Annotated in this window: 16 protein-coding genes; 14 read left to right on the top strand and 2 right to left on the bottom strand. The window is 39.1% G+C overall.

The window, feature by feature from the left end; all coding sequences use genetic code 11:
• The first annotated feature begins 59 nt into the window (after nucleotides 1-59).
• From ACSVDH_RS22785 to ACSVDH_RS22720, 14 genes are all read left to right on the top strand, one after another.
• Nucleotides 60-1,391, top strand: coding sequence for an aminotransferase family protein (locus ACSVDH_RS22785; RefSeq protein ID WP_439251878.1), 1,332 nt, complete (start codon nucleotides 60-62; stop codon nucleotides 1,389-1,391).
• Nucleotides 1,392-1,655: 264 nt separating this feature from the next.
• A complete protein-coding gene (locus ACSVDH_RS22780) occupies nucleotides 1,656-2,420 on the top strand; it encodes a DeoR/GlpR family DNA-binding transcription regulator (RefSeq protein WP_439251742.1) in 765 nt (254 codons plus the stop codon).
• 76 nt (nucleotides 2,421-2,496) lie between these two features.
• Nucleotides 2,497-2,886, top strand: coding sequence for a tautomerase family protein (locus tag ACSVDH_RS22775; RefSeq protein ID WP_439251743.1), 390 nt, complete (start codon nucleotides 2,497-2,499; stop codon nucleotides 2,884-2,886).
• A 398-nt stretch (nucleotides 2,887-3,284) separates the two neighbouring features.
• On the top strand, nucleotides 3,285-4,100 hold the full coding sequence (gene iolB, locus ACSVDH_RS22770; RefSeq protein WP_439251744.1) for a 5-deoxy-glucuronate isomerase: 816 nt from the start codon (nucleotides 3,285-3,287) through the stop codon (nucleotides 4,098-4,100).
• Nucleotides 4,101-4,279: 179 nt separating this feature from the next.
• A complete protein-coding gene (gene iolC / locus ACSVDH_RS22765) occupies nucleotides 4,280-5,275 on the top strand; it encodes a 5-dehydro-2-deoxygluconokinase (RefSeq protein WP_299090554.1) in 996 nt (331 codons plus the stop codon).
• A 12-nt stretch (nucleotides 5,276-5,287) separates the two neighbouring features.
• Nucleotides 5,288-7,201: a 3D-(3,5/4)-trihydroxycyclohexane-1,2-dione acylhydrolase (decyclizing) gene (gene iolD, locus ACSVDH_RS22760; protein ID WP_299090557.1), complete on the top strand. Its 1,914-nt coding sequence runs from the start codon at nucleotides 5,288-5,290 to the stop codon at nucleotides 7,199-7,201.
• Between the two features lie 16 nt (nucleotides 7,202-7,217).
• On the top strand, nucleotides 7,218-8,129 hold the full coding sequence (gene iolE, locus ACSVDH_RS22755) for a myo-inosose-2 dehydratase (protein ID WP_439251746.1): 912 nt from the start codon (nucleotides 7,218-7,220) through the stop codon (nucleotides 8,127-8,129).
• A gap of 48 nt (nucleotides 8,130-8,177) precedes the next feature.
• Entirely contained in the window at nucleotides 8,178-9,221 is a 1,044-nt protein-coding gene (gene iolG, locus ACSVDH_RS22750; protein WP_439251747.1) for a bifunctional inositol 2-dehydrogenase/D-chiro-inositol 1-dehydrogenase, read from the top strand.
• Nucleotides 9,222-9,291: 70 nt separating this feature from the next.
• Nucleotides 9,292-10,170 (top strand): class II fructose-1,6-bisphosphate aldolase, encoded by an 879-nt coding sequence (fba, locus tag ACSVDH_RS22745; protein WP_439251748.1) that lies wholly within the window; start codon nucleotides 9,292-9,294, stop codon nucleotides 10,168-10,170.
• Between the two features lie 261 nt (nucleotides 10,171-10,431).
• Nucleotides 10,432-11,436 (top strand): LacI family DNA-binding transcriptional regulator, encoded by a 1,005-nt coding sequence (locus ACSVDH_RS22740; RefSeq protein WP_439251749.1) that lies wholly within the window; start codon nucleotides 10,432-10,434, stop codon nucleotides 11,434-11,436.
• A gap of 184 nt (nucleotides 11,437-11,620) precedes the next feature.
• The gene (locus ACSVDH_RS22735) at nucleotides 11,621-12,643 is read left to right on the top strand and encodes a LacI family DNA-binding transcriptional regulator (protein ID WP_439251750.1); all 1,023 of its coding nucleotides are present in this window, start codon (nucleotides 11,621-11,623) and stop codon (nucleotides 12,641-12,643) included.
• A 412-nt stretch (nucleotides 12,644-13,055) separates the two neighbouring features.
• On the top strand, nucleotides 13,056-14,516 hold the full coding sequence (locus tag ACSVDH_RS22730) for a CoA-acylating methylmalonate-semialdehyde dehydrogenase (RefSeq protein WP_439251751.1): 1,461 nt from the start codon (nucleotides 13,056-13,058) through the stop codon (nucleotides 14,514-14,516).
• Nucleotides 14,517-14,908: 392 nt separating this feature from the next.
• Nucleotides 14,909-16,099 carry an MFS transporter gene (locus ACSVDH_RS22725; RefSeq protein WP_439251752.1) on the top strand — a complete coding sequence of 397 codons (1,191 nt, stop codon included), beginning with the start codon at nucleotides 14,909-14,911 and terminating at the stop codon, nucleotides 16,097-16,099.
• Between the two features lie 69 nt (nucleotides 16,100-16,168).
• Entirely contained in the window at nucleotides 16,169-17,050 is an 882-nt protein-coding gene (locus ACSVDH_RS22720; protein WP_439251753.1) for a sugar phosphate isomerase/epimerase family protein, read from the top strand.
• A 65-nt stretch (nucleotides 17,051-17,115) separates the two neighbouring features.
• Here ACSVDH_RS22720 and ACSVDH_RS22715 read toward each other — a convergent pair whose 3' ends face one another.
• Together ACSVDH_RS22715 and ACSVDH_RS22710 are read right to left on the bottom strand one after the other, a co-directional pair.
• Entirely contained in the window at nucleotides 17,116-17,715 is a 600-nt protein-coding gene (locus ACSVDH_RS22715; RefSeq protein WP_299090580.1) for a response regulator transcription factor, read from the bottom strand.
• Nucleotides 17,712-18,845 (bottom strand): sensor histidine kinase, encoded by a 1,134-nt coding sequence (locus ACSVDH_RS22710; protein WP_299090583.1) that lies wholly within the window; start codon nucleotides 18,843-18,845, stop codon nucleotides 17,712-17,714. Before ACSVDH_RS22710 ends, ACSVDH_RS22715 begins: the two co-directional genes overlap by 4 nt.
• Between the last annotated feature and the right edge of the window lie 50 nt (nucleotides 18,846-18,895).

The raw sequence follows: 18,895 nt of genomic DNA, 5'->3' as shown, positions 1-18,895 counted from the left end.
CCTTCTCATATAAATGGAGTATATCAAGGAGGAAAAAATAGATGGGAAGGGTGTTTAACATGAAAAAAGATTTGGACGTCATCGGGGAGCTAACCGAATTAGATAAAAAGCATTTCCTTCATCCGACATCACCGATTCAACAACAGCAAGAACAGGGGCCAACGTTTATTTTTACAGAAGGAAAAGGGGTATACCTCTATGACCTTGCTGGAAATAAAGTGATTGATGGCATGTCCTCACTCTGGAATGTCAATATTGGTCATGGGAGAACAGAATTGGGGCAGGCAGCTGCGGAACAAATGTCAAAATTGGCCTTTACCTCCAGTTTTGCAACGTTCAGCAATGAGCCTGCTATTCGATTGGCAGCGAAACTAGCAGAGGTAGCTCCAGGGGATTTATCTGCAACATTCTTTACTTCTGGGGGGTCTGAGGCAAATGATACAGCCTATAAACTGGCTCGCCATTATTGGATGTTAAAGGGAGAACCAAGGAGAAAAAAAATCATTTCGCGTACAAAGTCTTATCATGGTGTCTCGATGGGAGCAACAAGCGCGACCGGCCTTAAGCCGTTTAGGGATTTTACAAACTCCTTAGCCCCTGATTTCTATTACACTAATAATCTCTCTTCACAATCTCTTCGGGACGTTATTGAAGCGGAAGGTCCTGAAACCATTGCAGCATTTATTGCAGAACCCATCCAAGGTGCAGGTGGTGTTCATATCGCTCCAGAAACCTATTTTATAGAAGTTAGAAAGATATGCGATGAATACGGTATTTTATTTATTACTGATGAAGTGATTACAGGTTTTGGCCGGACAGGAACGTATTTTGGAGTGGAACATTATGGAGTCACACCAGATATGATGTGTTTTGCAAAGGGTGTGACCAGCGGCTATGCTCCGTTAGGCGGCGTTATGCTTTCAAAAGACATTCACCAACAATTCATAGAGCTTTCAACAGGTACGCTTTTACATGGGTATACGTATAGCGGGCACCCGATGGGATGTGCCGTAGCATTAAAAAACCTTGAAATTCTTGAAAACGAACAACTAATGAATAATGCGAAGATAATGGGGGAAGAAATGCTGAAGGGCTTCCGCTCTATTCAAAGGATGTGTCAAATAGTTGGTGAAGTAAGAGGACTAGGATTGATGGGGGCTGTTGAAATTGTTAAAAATAAGTCTTCACGAGAAAGATTTTCAACACCTTTAGCACCAGTTATTGTTTCAGAAGCAGCAAAGCGCGGACTCATTTGCCGCTCAGTTGTTTTTGATGGTCAAGATACAATCGTTTTTGCCCCGCCTCTCATCATTAGTAACAAAGAAATAAAAAGCTTGATTGAAATTCTCTATGATTCAATTCATGCGATCGAGCAAAAACAGTTGCATTAACCGATTCACTTTTAAATACCCCCACCTTTATTGGATTGAATGTTTTCTTCTAAAAGGTGGGGATATTAAATAATTACATATGATTTTATATTGGTTATGTTTTGGTTCATTCAAGCTAAATTTGACCAAAATGTTAAAGGTGAAAATAAAAACTAAATTATATTTCAAAAAAGTGGTGAACTTTTGGGTATCTTTTGTTAATATGTAGGTAAGGTTCAGAAAACTTAGAGCCTTTGGTGGAATTTAAGTCAAGAAGGGGTAGTCATGTTAAAAACAGAACGGATTGAACAGATACAAGAATATGTACTAGTCCATGAAACGGTTTCACTGGATGAGCTTTGTAATGTTTTTAATGTATCAAAAAACACCATTCGCCGTGATATTCAGCAATTGGTTGATCGTGGAACGATTAAAAAGGTCTATGGCGGAGTTGCTGTTAATCATGCAACACTAACATCCTTTCATGAGAGGCAAACAAGAAACGCACGTCTAAAAAAGGCAATTGGCAAAGCGGCAGCGGACTTTGTTGAGGATGGGGATATTATCTATATTGACTCAGGTACAACTACATTAGAAATGGTGGATTATTTACAACAGAAAAATGTAACAATCCTTACAAATAATCTTGATTTTATTTTTAAGTCCTTTCCATACAACAACTTAAATGTCATTTCTACTGGTGGAGTGTTAGAACGCAAAACGAAGTCATTTGTTAGTATGAAAAATATGGACCTGCTGAAATCATACAATATCAACAAAGCGTTCATGGCTTCTGCAGGTATTTCCATCACAAATGGTGTCACTCATTCATCCCCTGTTGAAAATGAAATGAAGCAGACCGTTGTAGGCAAAAGTTCAAAGGTTTATGTCCTTGTCGATCATGAAAAGTTTGATCAATATGCGCTAATGACTTATTGTGATTTATCAGATCTTGATGCGATCTTTACAGATCAACCACCAAGTGATGCCTACCAGGAATTTGCAAAGAAGCATGATATACAGCTTGTCATTTCTAATAAATTAGATTAAGAAAACGTTTAAGTCTATTACAAACAAAGGGCTTAAAAGTTTTACTATATATAAATGTTTAAGGAGGAAATTAGTTATGCCATTATTACGATTTGATTTAATTGAAGGACGAGATGAGCAGTCTCTAAAAAAATTATTGGATACCGCCCACAATGCAATGGTGGAAGCATTTAACGTACCTGAACGGGACCGTTATCAAATTGTTCATCAGCATCCAGCTAATGAGCTTATTATTCAGGATACAGGATTAGGTTTTAATCGAACAAATAATATGGTTATTATCAGTATTGTAAGCAAAGCTAGAACAAAAGAACAAAAAGAAAAGTTATATTCGTTGCTTGCAGAAAGACTTGAAGCGGAGTGCGGGATATCACCTGAAGACTTGATGATCTCCATTACTGAAAATGGAGAGGCCGATTGGAGCTTTGGTCTTGGTGAAGCACAGTTTTTAACAGGTAAATTGTAAATAAAATAACTAAGAAATTATCGATCTATTAATTTTAAGCATACCTATTGAAAGCGTTTTATATAAATGATAAGATAGAACCTAAGAATAGGAATACTTAGTTTTTAACTACTATCAAACTAGTCTTATCGTGAAAAATTTTTATTATCAATGAAATCGATTGCAATTAAAACACGTTGTTTACGAATTAATTGAACTTGAAAAGTGAAAATTTCTGAAAAAAACACCTTATAAATGCTAAAAAGCATTGACTGAAAACGGTTTAACGATTAATCTGTATAAGAAATGAGAAAAAATGTATGCATGATTAGACAATTCTATTTTTATTTTTAAAGATATCAATGAAATCGATTGCAGTTAACTTTCTTACCTTACAAAAAAAATAGGAGGAGATTGCATTGAGTAAATTGCTGCGTAAGCCTGTTCAAAAAGAGCTGGAACAAGGTGTAACACTTATTCATGAAGTAACATCAGAAAATTCATCGTTGGAATATGTCAGATTTAAAATGATTGACCTGGCTCCTGGTGCTGCATATTCAGAAAAACTTGGAAACCAAGAATGCTGTATTGTCGCTTTAACTGGGAAGATAAATGTTTCAGATGGAGAGGTCAATTTTGAAGAAATTGGTACACGTGAATCTGTCTTTGAAAAGAAACCAACAGACAGTGTTTATGTATCAAATGATCGTACATTTAAAGTAGAGGCAGTAAGCGGAGCACGTGTTGCTTTATGCTATTCCCCATCAGAAAAGCAATTGCCAACAAAATTAATCAGTGCAGAAGATAATGGGGTTGAGCATAGAGGAACAGGCAACAACAAACGCATGGTGCACAATATATTACCAGATTCCGATCCTTCGGCAAATAGTTTACTAGTTGTTGAGGTTTATACCGAAAGCGGAAATTGGTCCAGCTATCCTCCGCATAAGCATGATCAAGATAACTTACCAGAGGAGTCATTTTTAGAAGAAACGTACTACCATGAAATGAATCCTCAGCAGGGCTTTGTCTTCCAGCGTGTATACACAGATGATCGCTCACTGGATGAGACAATGGCTGTTGAGAGCGGTGACATGGTAATCGTACCTGCGGGTTATCATCCAGTAGGTGTTCCTGAAGGATACACATCCTATTATTTAAATGTAATGGCTGGACCGAAACGGATTTGGAAGTTCTACAACGATCCTGATCATGAATGGATTTTAAAACGATAAGCTGAATTAAAGCTCATTGATGATTTTGACGCTTGTAATTGATGAAGTGAAATGCGCGAGACTCCTGCGGGAACAATGGGATATTGAAGTTCCCGCAGGCGCAAAGCGCTAAGGGGACCACCAGAGAAAATCAGCAGTTTAATAGAGCAAAATAATAAAAAAAGGAGCTGTGAGTAAAGATGAATATTCATTTTCATGATGATAAAGAATTCGATATTATTGCAATTGGTCGCGCTTGCATTGATTTAAATGCAGTGGAATATAACCGCCCGATGGAAGAAACCATGACGTTTTCAAAGTATGTTGGAGGCTCACCGGCAAATATTGCAATCGGAAGCTCCAAGCTGGGCTTAAAAGCTGGGTTCATCGGTAAAATTTCCGATGATCAGCACGGACGTTTTATTGAAAAGTATATGAGGGATGCTGGAATTGATACATCTAATATGGTTGTCGATACAGAGGGCCATAAAACAGGTTTAGCTTTTACAGAGATTAAAAGTCCGGAAGAATGCAGCATTCTCATGTATCGTCAGGATGTGGCAGATCTTTATTTAACTCCTTCTGAAGTAAATGAGGATTATATTAAAAGATCAAAGGTTCTGCTCGTATCAGGTACGGCATTATCAAAAAGTCCGTCTCGTGAAGCAGTGCTAAAAGCCGTTAATCTTGCGAAGAAAAATGATGTAAAAGTTATTTTTGAACTAGATTATCGCCCATATTCCTGGGAAACTCCTGAAGAAACAGCTGTTTATTATTCATTAGTAGCAGAGCTGTCAAATGTCGTCATTGGAACACGTGAAGAATTTGATGCCTTGGAAAACAGACAGACAGAAGGGAAAAACGAGGATACAGTCAACTATCTGTTTAAGCATTCTCCAGAGCTTATCGTCATTAAGCATGGTGTTGAAGGCTCATATGCTTATGCAAAATCAGGTGAAATTTTTAGAGGTTTGGCATACAAGACAAAGGTTCTCAAAACATTTGGTGCCGGTGATTCCTATGCTTCTGCTTTCTTATTTGCTTTAATCACAGGCAAAGACATTGAATCAGCATTGAAATATGGCAGCGCATCGGCATCAATTGTTGTAAGCAAGCATAGCTCATCTGAAGCGATGCCTACAGTGGAAGAGATTGAAGAATTAATAGCGAAAAACGAAACAATTTCAATTTCATAGAGGTGAAGAGGGATGGAAACAATTCGATTAACTACAGCACAAGCTTTGTTCAAGTTTTTAAATCAACAGTATGTTCATATAGATGGTGAGGAATTTCCGTTTGTTGAGGGTATTTTTACCATCTTTGGCCATGGAAATGTATTAGCGATTGGGCAGGCGCTTGAACAAGACCCAGGACATTTGAAAATCATTTCAGGGAAAAATGAACAAGGTATGGCACACGCAGCGATTGCGTATAGCAAACAAATGCTCCGCAAAAAAATATATGCAGTTTCAACTTCAAGCGGACCAGGTTCAGCCAACCTGGTAACGGCTGCCGGTACAGCTCTTGCGAATAATATTCCGGTTTTGTTTCTGCCGGCAGATACTTATGCGACACGCCAGCCTGATCCGGTCTTGCAGCAGATTGAACAAGAATACAGCACGGCTGTCACAACCAATGATGCATTAAAGCCTGTTTCAAGATATTGGGATCGCATTACTCGTCCGGAGCAATTAATGTCAAGTTTAATTCGGGCGTTTGAAGTGATGACAGACCCGGCGAAAGCAGGTCCGGCAACCATTTGTATCTCACAGGATGTTGAAGGGGAAGCCTTTGATTATGATGTGAAGTTCTTTGAAAAACGCGTTCATTATATTGACCGCAAGCTGCCATCGCAACGTGAGCTCGCAGGAGCTGCCGAGTTAATTAAGGCTAGTAAGAAGCCTGTCATTGTTGTTGGCGGCGGAGTAAAATATTCAGAAGCGCGTGAAGCGGTAATGGAATTTTCCGGGAAGTATAATATTCCTTTAGTTGAAACCCAAGCAGGCAAATCAGCAATAGAATCATCATTCGAAAATAACCTAGGCGGGCTTGGAATTACAGGAACATTAGCGGCAAATAAAGCGGCACAGCAAGCGGATTTGATTATTGGTGTTGGTACGAGATTTACCGATTTTGCTACATCATCTAAAACACTATTTAACTTTGAAACAACGAAGTTTTTAAATATCAATGTCAGCCGTATGCAAGCCTATAAATTGGATGCATTCCCGGTTGTCGCAGATGCCAGAACAGCATTTGAGGCACTTACGCCAATGCTGGAGGGATATAAGAGCGAGTTTGGCAATACGATTACTGAATTAAAAGAAGAATGGTTGATTGAACGTGACCGCCTAAGCAAAGTTACATTTAATCGAGAGAATTTTGATCCTGAAATTAAGAATCATTTTTCACAAGAAGTGTTGAACGAGTATGCAGATGCTTTACAAACAGAACTTCCGCAAACGACTGCACTCCTGGCGATTAATGACACGATTGATCCTGACAGCATCATTATTTGTGCAGCTGGCTCTCTTCCAGGAGACTTGCAGCGTTTATGGCACTCAGAAGTTCCGAACACCTATCATCTAGAGTATGGATACTCATGTATGGGTTATGAAGTTTCCGGTACATTAGGCTTGAAGCTGGCAGATCCTTCAAAAGAGGTGTACTCAATCGTCGGTGATGGAAGCTTCCTCATGCTCCATTCTGAATTTATTACAGCTATTCAGAACAATAAAAAAATAAATGTGCTCTTATTCGATAATTCAGGTTTTGGCTGTATTAATAATCTCCAAATGGACTCCGGAAATGGAAGTTTCCATTGTGAATTCAGAACAGCAGATAACCAAATTATGAATATTGATTACGCAAAAGTGGCTGAAGGCTATGGTGCTAAAGCGTATCGGGCAAATACAGTTGAAGAATTAAAAGCAGCCTTAGAGGATGCGAAGAAACAGGATCGATCTACTCTAATTGAGATGAAAGTGCTTCCGAAAACAATGACTGATGGTTATGATGGCAGCTGGTGGAACTTAGGATTCCCTGAAGTATCTGATCAAGAACTTGCTCAAAAAACTTTTGAGCTTAAGCAGGAAAAATTACGAAATGCAAAGCAATATTAATAAAGGGTGATTGAGAATGAGTAATCAAAAGATTCGTTGGGGCATTGCCCCAATCGGCTGGCGAAATGATGATCTGCCTGAGATCGGCAAGGATAATACGTTGTCACATCTATTGAGTGATATTGTTGTCGCTGGCTTCCAAGGGACAGAGGTTGGCGGTTTCTTCCCTGAGGCAGAGGTGTTAAATAAAGAGCTTAAGCTGCGCAACTTAAAAATTGCAGGCCAGTGGTTCAGCAGTTTCCTGATCCGCGATGGACTTAAAGAAACTTCAAAGGCTTTTCATCAGCATTGTGCATATTTGCAGGAAGTGAATGCAGACGTTGCCGTTGTATCAGAACAAACATACAGCATACAAGGAACAGATAAAAATGTCTTTACTGAAAAACCTTTTTTTACTGACAAGGAATGGAACCAATTATGCCAAGGCTTAAACGAACTTGGAAAAATTGCTGAACAATATAACTTATCATTAGTTTTTCATCATCATATGGGCACAGGTGTTCAAACATTAGAAGAAATTGACCGCCTCATGGAGAATACCGATCCAAACCATGTTCACCTTCTATATGATACAGGTCATATTTATGTTTCTGATGGCGACTATATGAGGCTATTAACAAAGCATATCAATCGCATCAAACACGTCCATTTTAAAGATGTTAGAGATCAACAGCTGGCTCAATGCAGGGAAAAGGGCGAATCATTTTTACAATCCTTTTTAAATGGCATGTTTACTGTACCTGGTGACGGATGCATTGATTTTACTGATGTCTACCAAATGCTCCTTGATCATGATTATAAAGGCTGGATTGTCATTGAAGCAGAGCAGGATCCAGCAATTGCTCATCCATTGGAATATGCTTTAATAGCAAGAAAATACATTGATGAAACATTACTTACTTTAAAAAAGACAGAAATCGTAGGATAATCATCCAAAAGAAAAAGTTATAGCGATTAAATCTAGGGAGGAATGGACATGACCATTCGATTTGGGGTAATCGGTACTGGCGCCATTGGCAGAGAACATATTAAGCGCATTGAAAATAAATTATCGGGCGGAAAAATTGTTGCTGTTACAGATGTTAACAAAGAGTCCGCAATCAATGCTGTACAAAGCTTTGAACTAGATGCAGTCGTTTATCCAGATGATAAAGCACTTATTTCTGCTGACGATGTTGATGCTGTGCTTGTAACAAGCTGGGGCCCTGCACATGAAGCGAGTGTACTTGCCGCGATTGAAGCTGGAAAATATGTGTTTGTTGAAAAACCATTGGCAACAACAGCTGAAGGCTGCATGAGAATTGTCGAAGCTGAAATGAAGCATGGCAAGCGCTTAGTGCAAGTAGGCTTTATGCGCAGATATGATAGCGGTTATGTTCAATTAAAAGAAGCAATTGACAACCAATTCATTGGTGAACCGCTAATGATCCGCTGTGCCCACCGAAATCGTGAGGTTCCTGCAACATACACAACCGATATGGCGATTCATGATACGTTAATTCATGAAATTGATGTTTTACATTGGCTGGTAAATGATGATTATAAAACGGTGCAAGTGACCTATCCGAAAAAGTCAAAGCATGCCCATGAGAATCTGAGAGATCCGCAAATTGTTACCTTAGAAACTAAGGGCGGCATTGTGATAACAGCTGAAATATTTGTTAATTGCAAATACGGCTATGATATTCAATGTGAAGTAATCGGTGATGAAGGTATTGTCAGCCTTCCGGAGTTCCAAAGTATTTCGTTCCGAAAAAATGCAACCTTTGGCACTAATGTATTATTGGATTGGAAGGATCGTTTTATTGATGCATATGACAAGGAATTACAGCATTTTATGGATTCCATTCATAAAACAGGTGAACCAAATGGGCCGACTTCTTGGGACGGATATATTGCCGCAGTAACAGCAGATGCTGCGATTAAAGCACAGCATTCAGGTGAGAAAGAAGCCATTTCATTAATGGATAAACCGGATTTTTACAAGCAACCGGCAGACAAAATCAATGTTAATGCCTAAAGGTATACGAGGTTGAACTAGCTTCTAATTAAATCATTCTATAAATCGATAAAAAGAGGTGATCTAGAAAGTGTCATTAGTATCTATGAAGGAAATGCTTCTGAAAGCGAAAGAAGGCAGCTATGCTGTAGGGCAATTTAACCTAAATAGCCTGCAGTGGGCACAGGCCATCTTACAAGCAGCAGAAGAAGAACAAGCACCTGTAATAGTAGCTGCATCTGACAGGCTTGTTGATTATCTTGGCGGTTTTAATACGATCGCTGCCATGGTGAACGCACTTATGGAAGAAATGTCCATTACCGTTCCGGTGGCATTGCATCTCGACCATGGCATGAGTGTTGAAAGATGCATGCAGGCAATCGATGCCGGGTTTACTTCAGTTATGATTGATGGATCCCATCATCCAATCGAAGAAAATATCGCCATGACGAAACAGGTTGCTGACTATGCACGTTTAAATAAAGTATCAGTAGAAGCAGAGGTAGGAACAGTTGGGGGTATGGAAGATGGATTGATTGGCGGAGTAAAGTACGCTGATCCTAATGAATGCTTGCGAATCGTGAAGGAAGCAGGAATTGATGCCTTAGCTGCTGCTCTTGGCTCCGTCCATGGGCCATACCAGGGTGAACCAAAACTAGGCTTCGAAGAAATGAAACAGATTTCAGAACTAACAGGCATCCCGCTTGTCCTGCATGGTGGCTCGGGAATTCCTGAATATCAAATCAAGAAAGCCATTGAATTAGGCCATGCTAAGATTAATGTTAATACGGAATGCTTACAAGCGTGGACCAAGGCTGTTCGGGAAAAGCTAAATAGTGATCCTGATCTTTATGACCATCGGGCCATCACAACACCTGGGAAAGAAGCGATTGTTGCAACAGTAAAAGGAAAAATGAGAGAGTTTGGCTCTAGTAATATGGCCAAACAATTTAGCGCAAGTATGAATTAAGATGAAGAGGGCTGTCTCAAAAGGATCTGCTACACATATGTGTTTGGCGGAGCAATCTTTATATATGAGACAGCCCTTCTTATTGTTTAAAAATGAAAAATCCAAATCCTCACCTTTTCATGATAAAATAAGTTAATATGCTACAAGTGTATCTAGTAAATAAAAAAGGTTATGATAGAAAGAAAACGATATAGATTATTTGTATGTGAAATTTTTTAATTCCACTAAATCGTTTTCAGTGAGGGTGAGTGATAAGAAGTTATGAAAATGAGTGATGTGGCGAAATTAGCAAATGTATCGCCTGCCACCGTATCCCGGGTGCTTAGTAATCCGGACCTTGTTAGCAAAGAAACACGCGAGAAGGTAATGAAGGTCATCAATGAGGTGAATTACAAGCCTCATATTGTGGCAAGACAATTTCGTACAAAGGAAACCAAAATCATTCTCGTTGTTGTCCCAGATATTACGAGCGCTTTCTTTTCAAAGGTTTTACGCGGGATTGAACATGTAGCTATTAATCATGGATACCAAGTTATTTTAGGCGATACTGAAAATGATGTTGAAAGGGAAAAAGAATACATCAATTTATTGCTGCAAAAGCAAGCAGATGGAATGGTGCTCTTAACAGCGCGCTTAAATAAAGCTAACCTAGAAGAGATTGCCGATCATTTTCCAATGGTGCTTGCTTGTGAATACATGGATGATTTAAATGTTCCGACTGTATCGATTGATAATATAAGCAGTGCAAGAAAGGCAACCGAACATTTAATCAAGCTCGGTCATACGAAAATTGCTCATATTACGGGTCCGATTAATGTCATTCTGAGCCGTGACCGGATGAGAGGATATCAGCAGGCATTACTGAGCCATGATATAGAGGTAGACCAAGCCTACATTCAAGAAGGTGATTTTACCTATGAATCCGGCTACCATCAGACGATGAAATTACTGGCGTTTGAAACCCCGCCAACAGCGATTTTTGCCTTTAATGATGAGATGGCGATGGGAGCAATTAAAGCTGCAAAGGATAGCGGTCTAAAGCTGCCTGAGGATTTATCCATTGTAGGATTTGATAATATCAAAATGTCCTCTGTCATTGAACCTAATTTAACGACGATCGACCAGCCAAAATATGAAATTGGTAAAAAAGCGATGGAACTATTGCTGCATTTAATTAATGGGGAAGCGATCAAACAGAAAAAGTTTGTGATGAAGGATGAACTAATTGTTAGAGACTCAGCAACACCATTAAAAGAACAAACATAGGGCCATGAGGTGTTGAAGCAGGAAATGCTTCTTCTGCCTTTGGCTTTTATTTTAGGCATTTAATCAAAGTATTCGTTTACAAAAATTAGTCGGTCATATAAAATAAAAGCAGGATTTGAAATCGATTACAATGACAATATGTCTACTTTAAGAACTAAACTAAAGGTGAAAGAGGTGATTAGGGATGAAAATGAGCGATGTGGCAAAACTAGCAAAGGTATCGCCTGCCACCGTATCGCGGGTGCTTAGCAATCCTGAGCTTGTCAGCAAAGAAACACGCGAAAAGGTGATGAATGTCATTAATCAAGTAAATTACAAGCCTCATATTGTGGCAAGGCAATTCCGCACAAAGGAAACGAAAATCATTCTTGTGGTCGTTCCAGATATCACAAGCCCGTTCTTTTCAAAGGTTCTGCGTGGGATTGAACATGTTGCTGTCAGTCATGGTTATCAGGTTATTTTAGGGGATACCGAAAATGATATTGAAAGGGAGAAGGAATATATTAATCTATTGCAGCAGAAGCAGGCAGATGGGATGGTTCTATTAACTGCCCGGCTTAATAAAACAGAAATGGAAGAGATTGCTGACCATTTTCCTATCGTGCTTGCCTGTGAATACATGGATGGCTTAAATATTCCAACCGTATCGATTGATAATATTAGCAGTGCAAGAAAGGCGACCGAACATCTAATCAATCTGGGACATACGAAAATTGCCCATATTTCCGGACCTCTTCATAATATATTAAGCAGGGACCGGATAAAAGGATACAAGCAGGCGTTGTTAAGCCATGATCTAGAGGTAGAATCAGCCTATATACAAGAAGGTAATTCGACCTTTGAATCCGGCTATCATCAAATGATGAAATTACTGGCGTTTGAAGTCCCGCCAACAGCTGTTTTTGCCTTTAATGATGAAACGGCGATGGGGGCGATAAGGGCTGCAAAGGACAGCGGATTATCTGTTCCAGAGGATCTTGCAGTGGTAGGATTTGATAATATAAAAATGTCGATAATCCATGAACCAAATTTAACAACGATTAATCAGCCTAAATATAAGATTGGTATGAAAGCAATGGAGCTGTTGTTAGGTTTGATCAATGGAGAAAAGTTGACTAAGAAAAAAATTGTATTAAAGGATGAATTGATTATCAGAGAGTCCTGCAATCCTAAGCTGAAGGCTGGAAAGACTTTGGAATTAATTTAACGGTATTAATGGGGCTGTTTTTAAAAGATGTAATTGAAATCGATTTCTAATTAATTTGATTAATATATGGGGAAAAAAGAAAAATGATGTAAGTGGAAAATGAAGCGGCAATTTATTTGCCTTTCAGCTTATCTCTTGAGAAATAGGGGATTTTACAATGTTTTTTATAAAAATGAATGATAAAAAAAAGAAAAAAATCATAGAAAAAGCGTTTACAAAAAGAATAGAATCATATAAAATGAGTCTTGTAAGGTAAGAAATAATTCCTTTTCACTGAAATCGATTACATTAAAAGCTAATGATTTTTGCAAAAAAGAAAGACCTTCAGTCTTTTACATGAGGGTGTGAATGATAACGCTGCCTTAATTTTAAATAGAATGGCAGATAAAAAAAGTTAGGAGGAGTCTTTATTATGACAAATACTGTGACTGTACAAAACCTTAAAAATTTTATCGGTGGTAGCTGGGTTGAATCAAACTCAGGAAAAACAGAGATCGTTCCAAATCCGGCAACAGGTGAAACAATCGCACATGTGCCCCTTTCAAGTCGAGAAGATGTAGATCAAGCGGTTAAAGTAGCAGCTGAAGCATTTAAATCTTGGAGCAAAACAGCTGTACCGCGCAGAGCCCGCATCCTTTTTAAATATCAGCAATTACTAGTTGAGAACTGGGAGGAGTTAGCACGCCTGGTTACAATCGAAAATGGAAAAAGCTATAACGAAGCATATGGTGAGGTTCAACGAGGAATTGAATGTGTTGAATTTGCCGCAGGTGCTCCAACATTAATGATGGGAAAACAGCTTCCAGATATCGCAACAAATATTGAATCTGGCATGTACCGCTATCCAATCGGTGTCGTTGGCGGAATCACTCCATTTAACTTCCCGATGATGGTGCCATGCTGGATGTTCCCATTAGCGATTGCTTGCGGAAATACATTTGTGTTAAAGCCATCTGAGCGCACGCCATTACTGGCAAATCGCCTGGCAGAATTATTTAAAGAAGCTGGATTGCCTGACGGCGTATTGAATATCGTACACGGAGCACATGATGTTGTAAATGGATTGCTTGAGCATCCAGGAGTAAAAGCAATTTCATTTGTTGGTTCACAGCCGGTTGCTGAATATGTTTATAAAACAGCTTCCAATCATGGTAAGCGTGTTCAAGCTTTAGCAGGAGCAAAAAACCATTCAATTGTTATGCCAGATGCAGACTTAGATGGTGCAGTTAATCAAATTATTAACGCAGCGTATGGTTCTGCCGGAGAAAGATGTATGGCGGCAGCAGTCGTTGTAGCAGTTGGTGAAGTAGCCGATGAATTAATGGAAAAACTAGTTGATGCTGCGAACAATATCACCATTGGAAATGGAATGGATGAAGGTGTATTCCTAGGGCCGGTTATTCGTGATTCTCATAAAGCGAAAACGGAAAAATACATTGAAATTGGACAAGAAGAAGGGGCTGTATTAGTTCGTGATGGACGTAAAGATGCAGCAGCATCTGGAAATGGATATTTTGTCGGTCCGACTATTTTTGATCATGTAAAAACGGAGATGACGATTTGGAAGGAAGAAATCTTTGCGCCGGTCTTGTCAGTTGTTCGAGTAAACACGTTAGATGAAGCGATTGCTCTTACGAATGAATCAGATTTTGCAAATGGAGCATGTATTTATACGAAAGATGGCAGCAATGTTCGCAAGTTCCGTGAAGACATTGATGCGGGTATGCTTGGAGTGAATTTAGGAGTTCCTGCACCAATGGCCTTCTTCCCATTCTCTGGCTGGAAGAAATCCTTCTATGGTGACCTTCATGCAAACGGACCAGATGGTGTAGAGTTTTATACTCGCAAAAAAATGGTAACAGCACGCTGGTAATGTTTAAAGGAGGCTGTTTCAGCCAGCCTCCTTTCTATCAAAAAAGCACGAAAGCATTTGTACCTAGTTGCAGTGTCTAGCTCCTAGATTGAGCAAGTCGCTTGCGCTTTTGTTAACAGCTTAGGTAATTATAAAATTCTTGAACTGTGGGTAAGCACTGCGACATCCAGCTCCGAAGCACAGGATGTGCAAGTGCAGTCAGTGCGATAGGACGTCGCGTTTTTGACTGCTAGCGCCTATCGCCTATCAAACTTCAGATCATCTCCTTACGATAAGTCAACATCGGTTCGGTTCGCTTACCGTGTTTCCTTTATCTCAGTCGATGCTCCTCAAGTTTGTACGGCGATGACCAAGTCGCTTGCGCTTTTGTTCATAGACGGAGTGATAATGGAGTGATTAATTCCGTTAGAAATAAGGGTATATTTTTATTTGTTTCGTTTGCATTATGGTTCTCGCATTTTATTTATCTGCCAATCCTGACGCCTCATATCGAGTTAATGGGTGGTAAATACACATTTATCGGCATTGTGCTAGGCAGTTATGGACTCATGCAATTTCTTTTTAGGCTTCCTATTGGGATTTGCTCAGATCTTTTTAGACTAAGAAGACCATTTATTGTGATGGGAATGTTGATCAGTACCGCCAGTTGCTTTGCATATGTATTAACAGATAGCCTGGGCTGGGTCCTAATCGCACGTTCACTTGCCGGTATTGCAGCAGCAACTTGGGTTGTTTTTACTGTCTTATATTCTAGTTATTTTGTTGATCACGAAGTTCATCGCGCGATGAGCAGCATTTCCTTTGCTGTGGTCTTAGCTCAACTTTTAGGTATGGGTGTAAGCGGGATCATCGTTAATGAATGGGGCTGGCAAGCTCCGTTCTGGATAGGTGGATTTACTAGTCTTCTAGCTGCCATCCTTTCTTTTTTCATCTATGAGAGAAAAGAAGAGAAAGCGCGAGTGCCGGTTAAAGTGATCGACCTTACGTCAGTGATAAAAGAACCGTTGCTGTTAAAAGTGTCGTTTTTATCTATTTTAGCTCACGGTATTATTTTTACTACGACATTTGGCTTTATTCCTACTTATGCCTTGAAAATGGGTTTTACCGCAAGTGAGATTAGTTTGCTCGTTTTTATATTTATGATCCCGCATGCGCTTGCAACACTTTTTATAGGGAAGCTAATTGTTCCACTTTTAGGTAAATGGAAGACTTTAAATATTGCTTTTTTTGCATCAGCATTGTTTACGCTTCTAACACCTCTTATTGAAGCAAAAGGGTTGTTAATGATGATTCAAGCTTTGAATGGATTTTCGCTCGGAATCGTTTTCCCTCTGCTGTTAGGTTTGGCGATTGAAACGATATCACATGAAAAACGAGCAACAGCGATGGGTGTCTATCAAGCTTTATATGCAATTGGCATGTTTTCAGGACCTTTTGTAGCAGGTATTTTAAATGCGAAATTTGGTATTGCAGCAGGGTTTTACTTTATCGGTGTAGTCGGGTTGATTGCCAGCATTTTAATTACGACTTGGAGCAGAAAAGAAACAATTACAGTTAAAAAGCATTCTGAAATATGTACTTGAAATAAATAGTTGTTCTAGTTGCAACACATATTGGCTAACGCCAAACAGCTAATAAAGGAGATGATTACATTGCGTTTAGCATATGATCCGTCACATTATCGTGATAATACAAATTTAAAAGATACGATTGATGCAGTCGCCAGATTAGGGTATGAATATGTAGAGTTATCACCTCGTAAAGATTTTATTTGGTTTTATGAATATCCAAAGGTTGATAAGCAGCTGATAAAAGATTTAAAAAGATATTGTTTAGATGCCGGCGTTAAAATCTCTTCTGTCCTTCCTGTTCAACAATGGTCTTCACCTATAGAAGAAGAACGTCAAGCTGCAGTAAGAAATTGGAAGCGTTGTATTGAAATCACTTCTGAATTAGGTGTTGATTTAATGAACAGCGAATTTGCCGGAGATAAAAGCCGTCCGGTTGATAGTGAAGCTGCTTTTGTTAAATCAATGGAAGAGCTCATGCCGCTATTTGAAAAAGAGGGGATTAAACTTAATTTACAATCCCATCCTAACGATTTTATTGAGTTAAATACAGAAGCCATTCGAATGATTCGTGCTCTTGATAAGGATTGGATTAAGTTAGTCTATTCTGTTGCACATGCTTTCTTTTATGATGATGGTGTTGGCGATGTAGAGAAACACTTGGAAGAAGCCGGAGATTTACTTGCTCATGTTTTAATTGCAGACACTCTTAATCATAAAGCAGCATTTGGATTGCGATATATTGTGAATCCTCCTAATGCTAATGTAACGATTCACCAGCATTTGAACCCTGGAGAAGGGGAAGTTAACTTTGAGGCACTATATCGGAAATTAAGAGAAATGAAATTTGATGGAATTGTAACAAATTCAGTATTCGCTTATCCTGATAAACCAGAATGGTCAAACGAAATAACGCTGAAATCCATTAAAGAGGGTTTAAATTTTAAAGAGGGATTAAATATATAATAGGTAGGACGTGCGCTGAAACTTAAAATAGGACTGTCCCCTTGGGGGACAGTCCTATTTTGCGCTTATTTAAACCATCCTTTTTCCTTAGACTGTGTAATCGCCTCAATTCGGTTTTTCACATCAAGCTTTTCTAAGATGGTAGAGATATAGTTCCGGACCGTACCGGTTTTAATGCTAAGCTGATCGGCAATTTCCTTTGTGTTCATGCCGTCGGCCACGAGCTCTAAAACCTCTCTTTCGCGTTCGGTTAGAGGGTTTTGTTCACTGTAAATGTCATCCATTAGCTCAGGTGCATAAATGCGTCTGCCTGAGATGATGCTGCGAATGGAGCTGGCAAGCTCCTCACTCGGGCTGTCCTTTAATAAATAGCCGCTTACACCGGCTTTTAACGCTCTCTGAAAATAACCTGATCGGGAGAATGTCGTTAGGATGATTACTTTGCAGTCCTCGCCTTTAAGCTTCTCAGCGGCTTCGAGTCCGGTCATTCCAGGCATTTCAATATCCATAATACAGACATCAGGCTTGTGCTTTTTCACAAGTGCAAGGGCTTCTTCACCATTGCTTGCTTTTCCGACCACTTCCATGTCTTCTTCTAAATTTAAAAGAGAACCAAGGGCACCTAAAAGCATTTGCTGGTCCTCAGCAATGACAATTCGAATCATATGAGCTCCTCCTCTGCCTGTTTTACGACATTAGGTACTTTTATCAGCAAAGCTGTTCCTTCCTGGGAAATAATATTTAAGCTGCCATTAACAAATTCAAGGCGTTCTTTCATTCCGGCAAGTCCATTTCCCTTTGTAAACTTATCATTAGCTATAAAGCCGATTCCGTCATCCTTCACGGTGATTTCAATCTCGTTTGCGGTTTGTTTGACGGAGATAAAGCATGTAGAAGCACCGCTATGTCTTACCACATTGGTAACGGCCTCTTTCAAGCACATACTAAGAATGTTCTCAGTTAATAAAGGAACATCTTTTAACACGAGGTTATCGTTACTCACTAAATCGATTTCAGCTGCTTTAAGGATTTGTTTAACATGGAGCATTTCCTCTTTTAAACGGATCCCGCGCATTTCCGAAACAAGCTTTCTCACTTCATTCAATGCTGTTCGTGCCGTCTGCTGTACGTCCTTCATTTCATTGCGGGCTTGTTCGGGATCTTTATAAATTAATTTTCTCGCTAAATCACTTTTTAATCCGATCATGGATAGCTTTTGTCCTAATATATCATGAAGATCACGAGCAATCCTTTGCCGTTCCTCAAGCTTCACAAGCTCAGAAATTTTCTTGTTGGCATCTTCTAATTTTTCTTGCAGCTGTCCCCGCTCTTTCCGATTATATATACTAAATGGCAAAAAGATGACACTAAGACAGCTAATGATCACAAATGGTAAATGCTTTAACAGCAAATCCTCATGCAAGACGATACTGAAGTTTATGGAAGCAGCTGTGCTGACCAAATGAATGATATATAAAGTCAAAAATGAAAGCCGATTCTTTATATTCCCAATAAAATAGGCAATATAAAATGAAAAATAAAAATAGTTGAAAAGATAGGTTGACGTAAATGATATGCCGATAAGGACGCATGTCAACACAGTAACATGCCATCCTTTTGCTAAAAAAGCATATCTGAAGGTGATAAAAAATAAAATCGTAAGGATAATCCCAACAATGATCTCAATCGTAGATGAGGATTGAAAGATAAAGTAAAACGGTAATATACTTAAAAACGCCCAAATATATGGGGAAATTCCATTGCTTTTTTGAAAGATCGCAAACCTTTTTTTCATCTTGAACCCACTTTAATCATTGATAATTGTATTATTATTTTATCACACTG

Origin of the sequence: Metabacillus sp. Hm71, from assembly GCF_051842955.2 — a bacterium.
Classification (GTDB): Bacteria; Bacillota; Bacilli; order Bacillales; family Bacillaceae; genus Metabacillus.
This window is presented reverse-complemented; position numbering and strand designations above follow the sequence as displayed.

Coding starts and splice junctions, on each gene's coding strand:
- ACSVDH_RS22785 (WP_439251878.1), top strand. CDS start 60: ATGAAAAAAGATTTGGACGTCATCGGGGAGCTAACCGAATTAGATAAA.
- ACSVDH_RS22780 (WP_439251742.1), top strand. CDS start 1,656: ATGTTAAAAACAGAACGGATTGAACAGATACAAGAATATGTACTAGTC.
- ACSVDH_RS22775 (WP_439251743.1), top strand. CDS start 2,497: ATGCCATTATTACGATTTGATTTAATTGAAGGACGAGATGAGCAGTCT.
- iolC (WP_299090554.1), top strand. CDS start 4,280: ATGAATATTCATTTTCATGATGATAAAGAATTCGATATTATTGCAATT.
- iolD (WP_299090557.1), top strand. CDS start 5,288: ATGGAAACAATTCGATTAACTACAGCACAAGCTTTGTTCAAGTTTTTA.
- iolE (WP_439251746.1), top strand. CDS start 7,218: ATGAGTAATCAAAAGATTCGTTGGGGCATTGCCCCAATCGGCTGGCGA.
- iolG (WP_439251747.1), top strand. CDS start 8,178: ATGACCATTCGATTTGGGGTAATCGGTACTGGCGCCATTGGCAGAGAA.
- ACSVDH_RS22740 (WP_439251749.1), top strand. CDS start 10,432: ATGAAAATGAGTGATGTGGCGAAATTAGCAAATGTATCGCCTGCCACC.
- ACSVDH_RS22735 (WP_439251750.1), top strand. CDS start 11,621: ATGAAAATGAGCGATGTGGCAAAACTAGCAAAGGTATCGCCTGCCACC.
- ACSVDH_RS22730 (WP_439251751.1), top strand. CDS start 13,056: ATGACAAATACTGTGACTGTACAAAACCTTAAAAATTTTATCGGTGGT.
- ACSVDH_RS22715 (WP_299090580.1), bottom strand. CDS start 17,715: ATGATTCGAATTGTCATTGCTGAGGACCAGCAAATGCTTTTAGGTGCC.
- ACSVDH_RS22710 (WP_299090583.1), bottom strand. CDS start 18,845: ATGAAAAAAAGGTTTGCGATCTTTCAAAAAAGCAATGGAATTTCCCCA.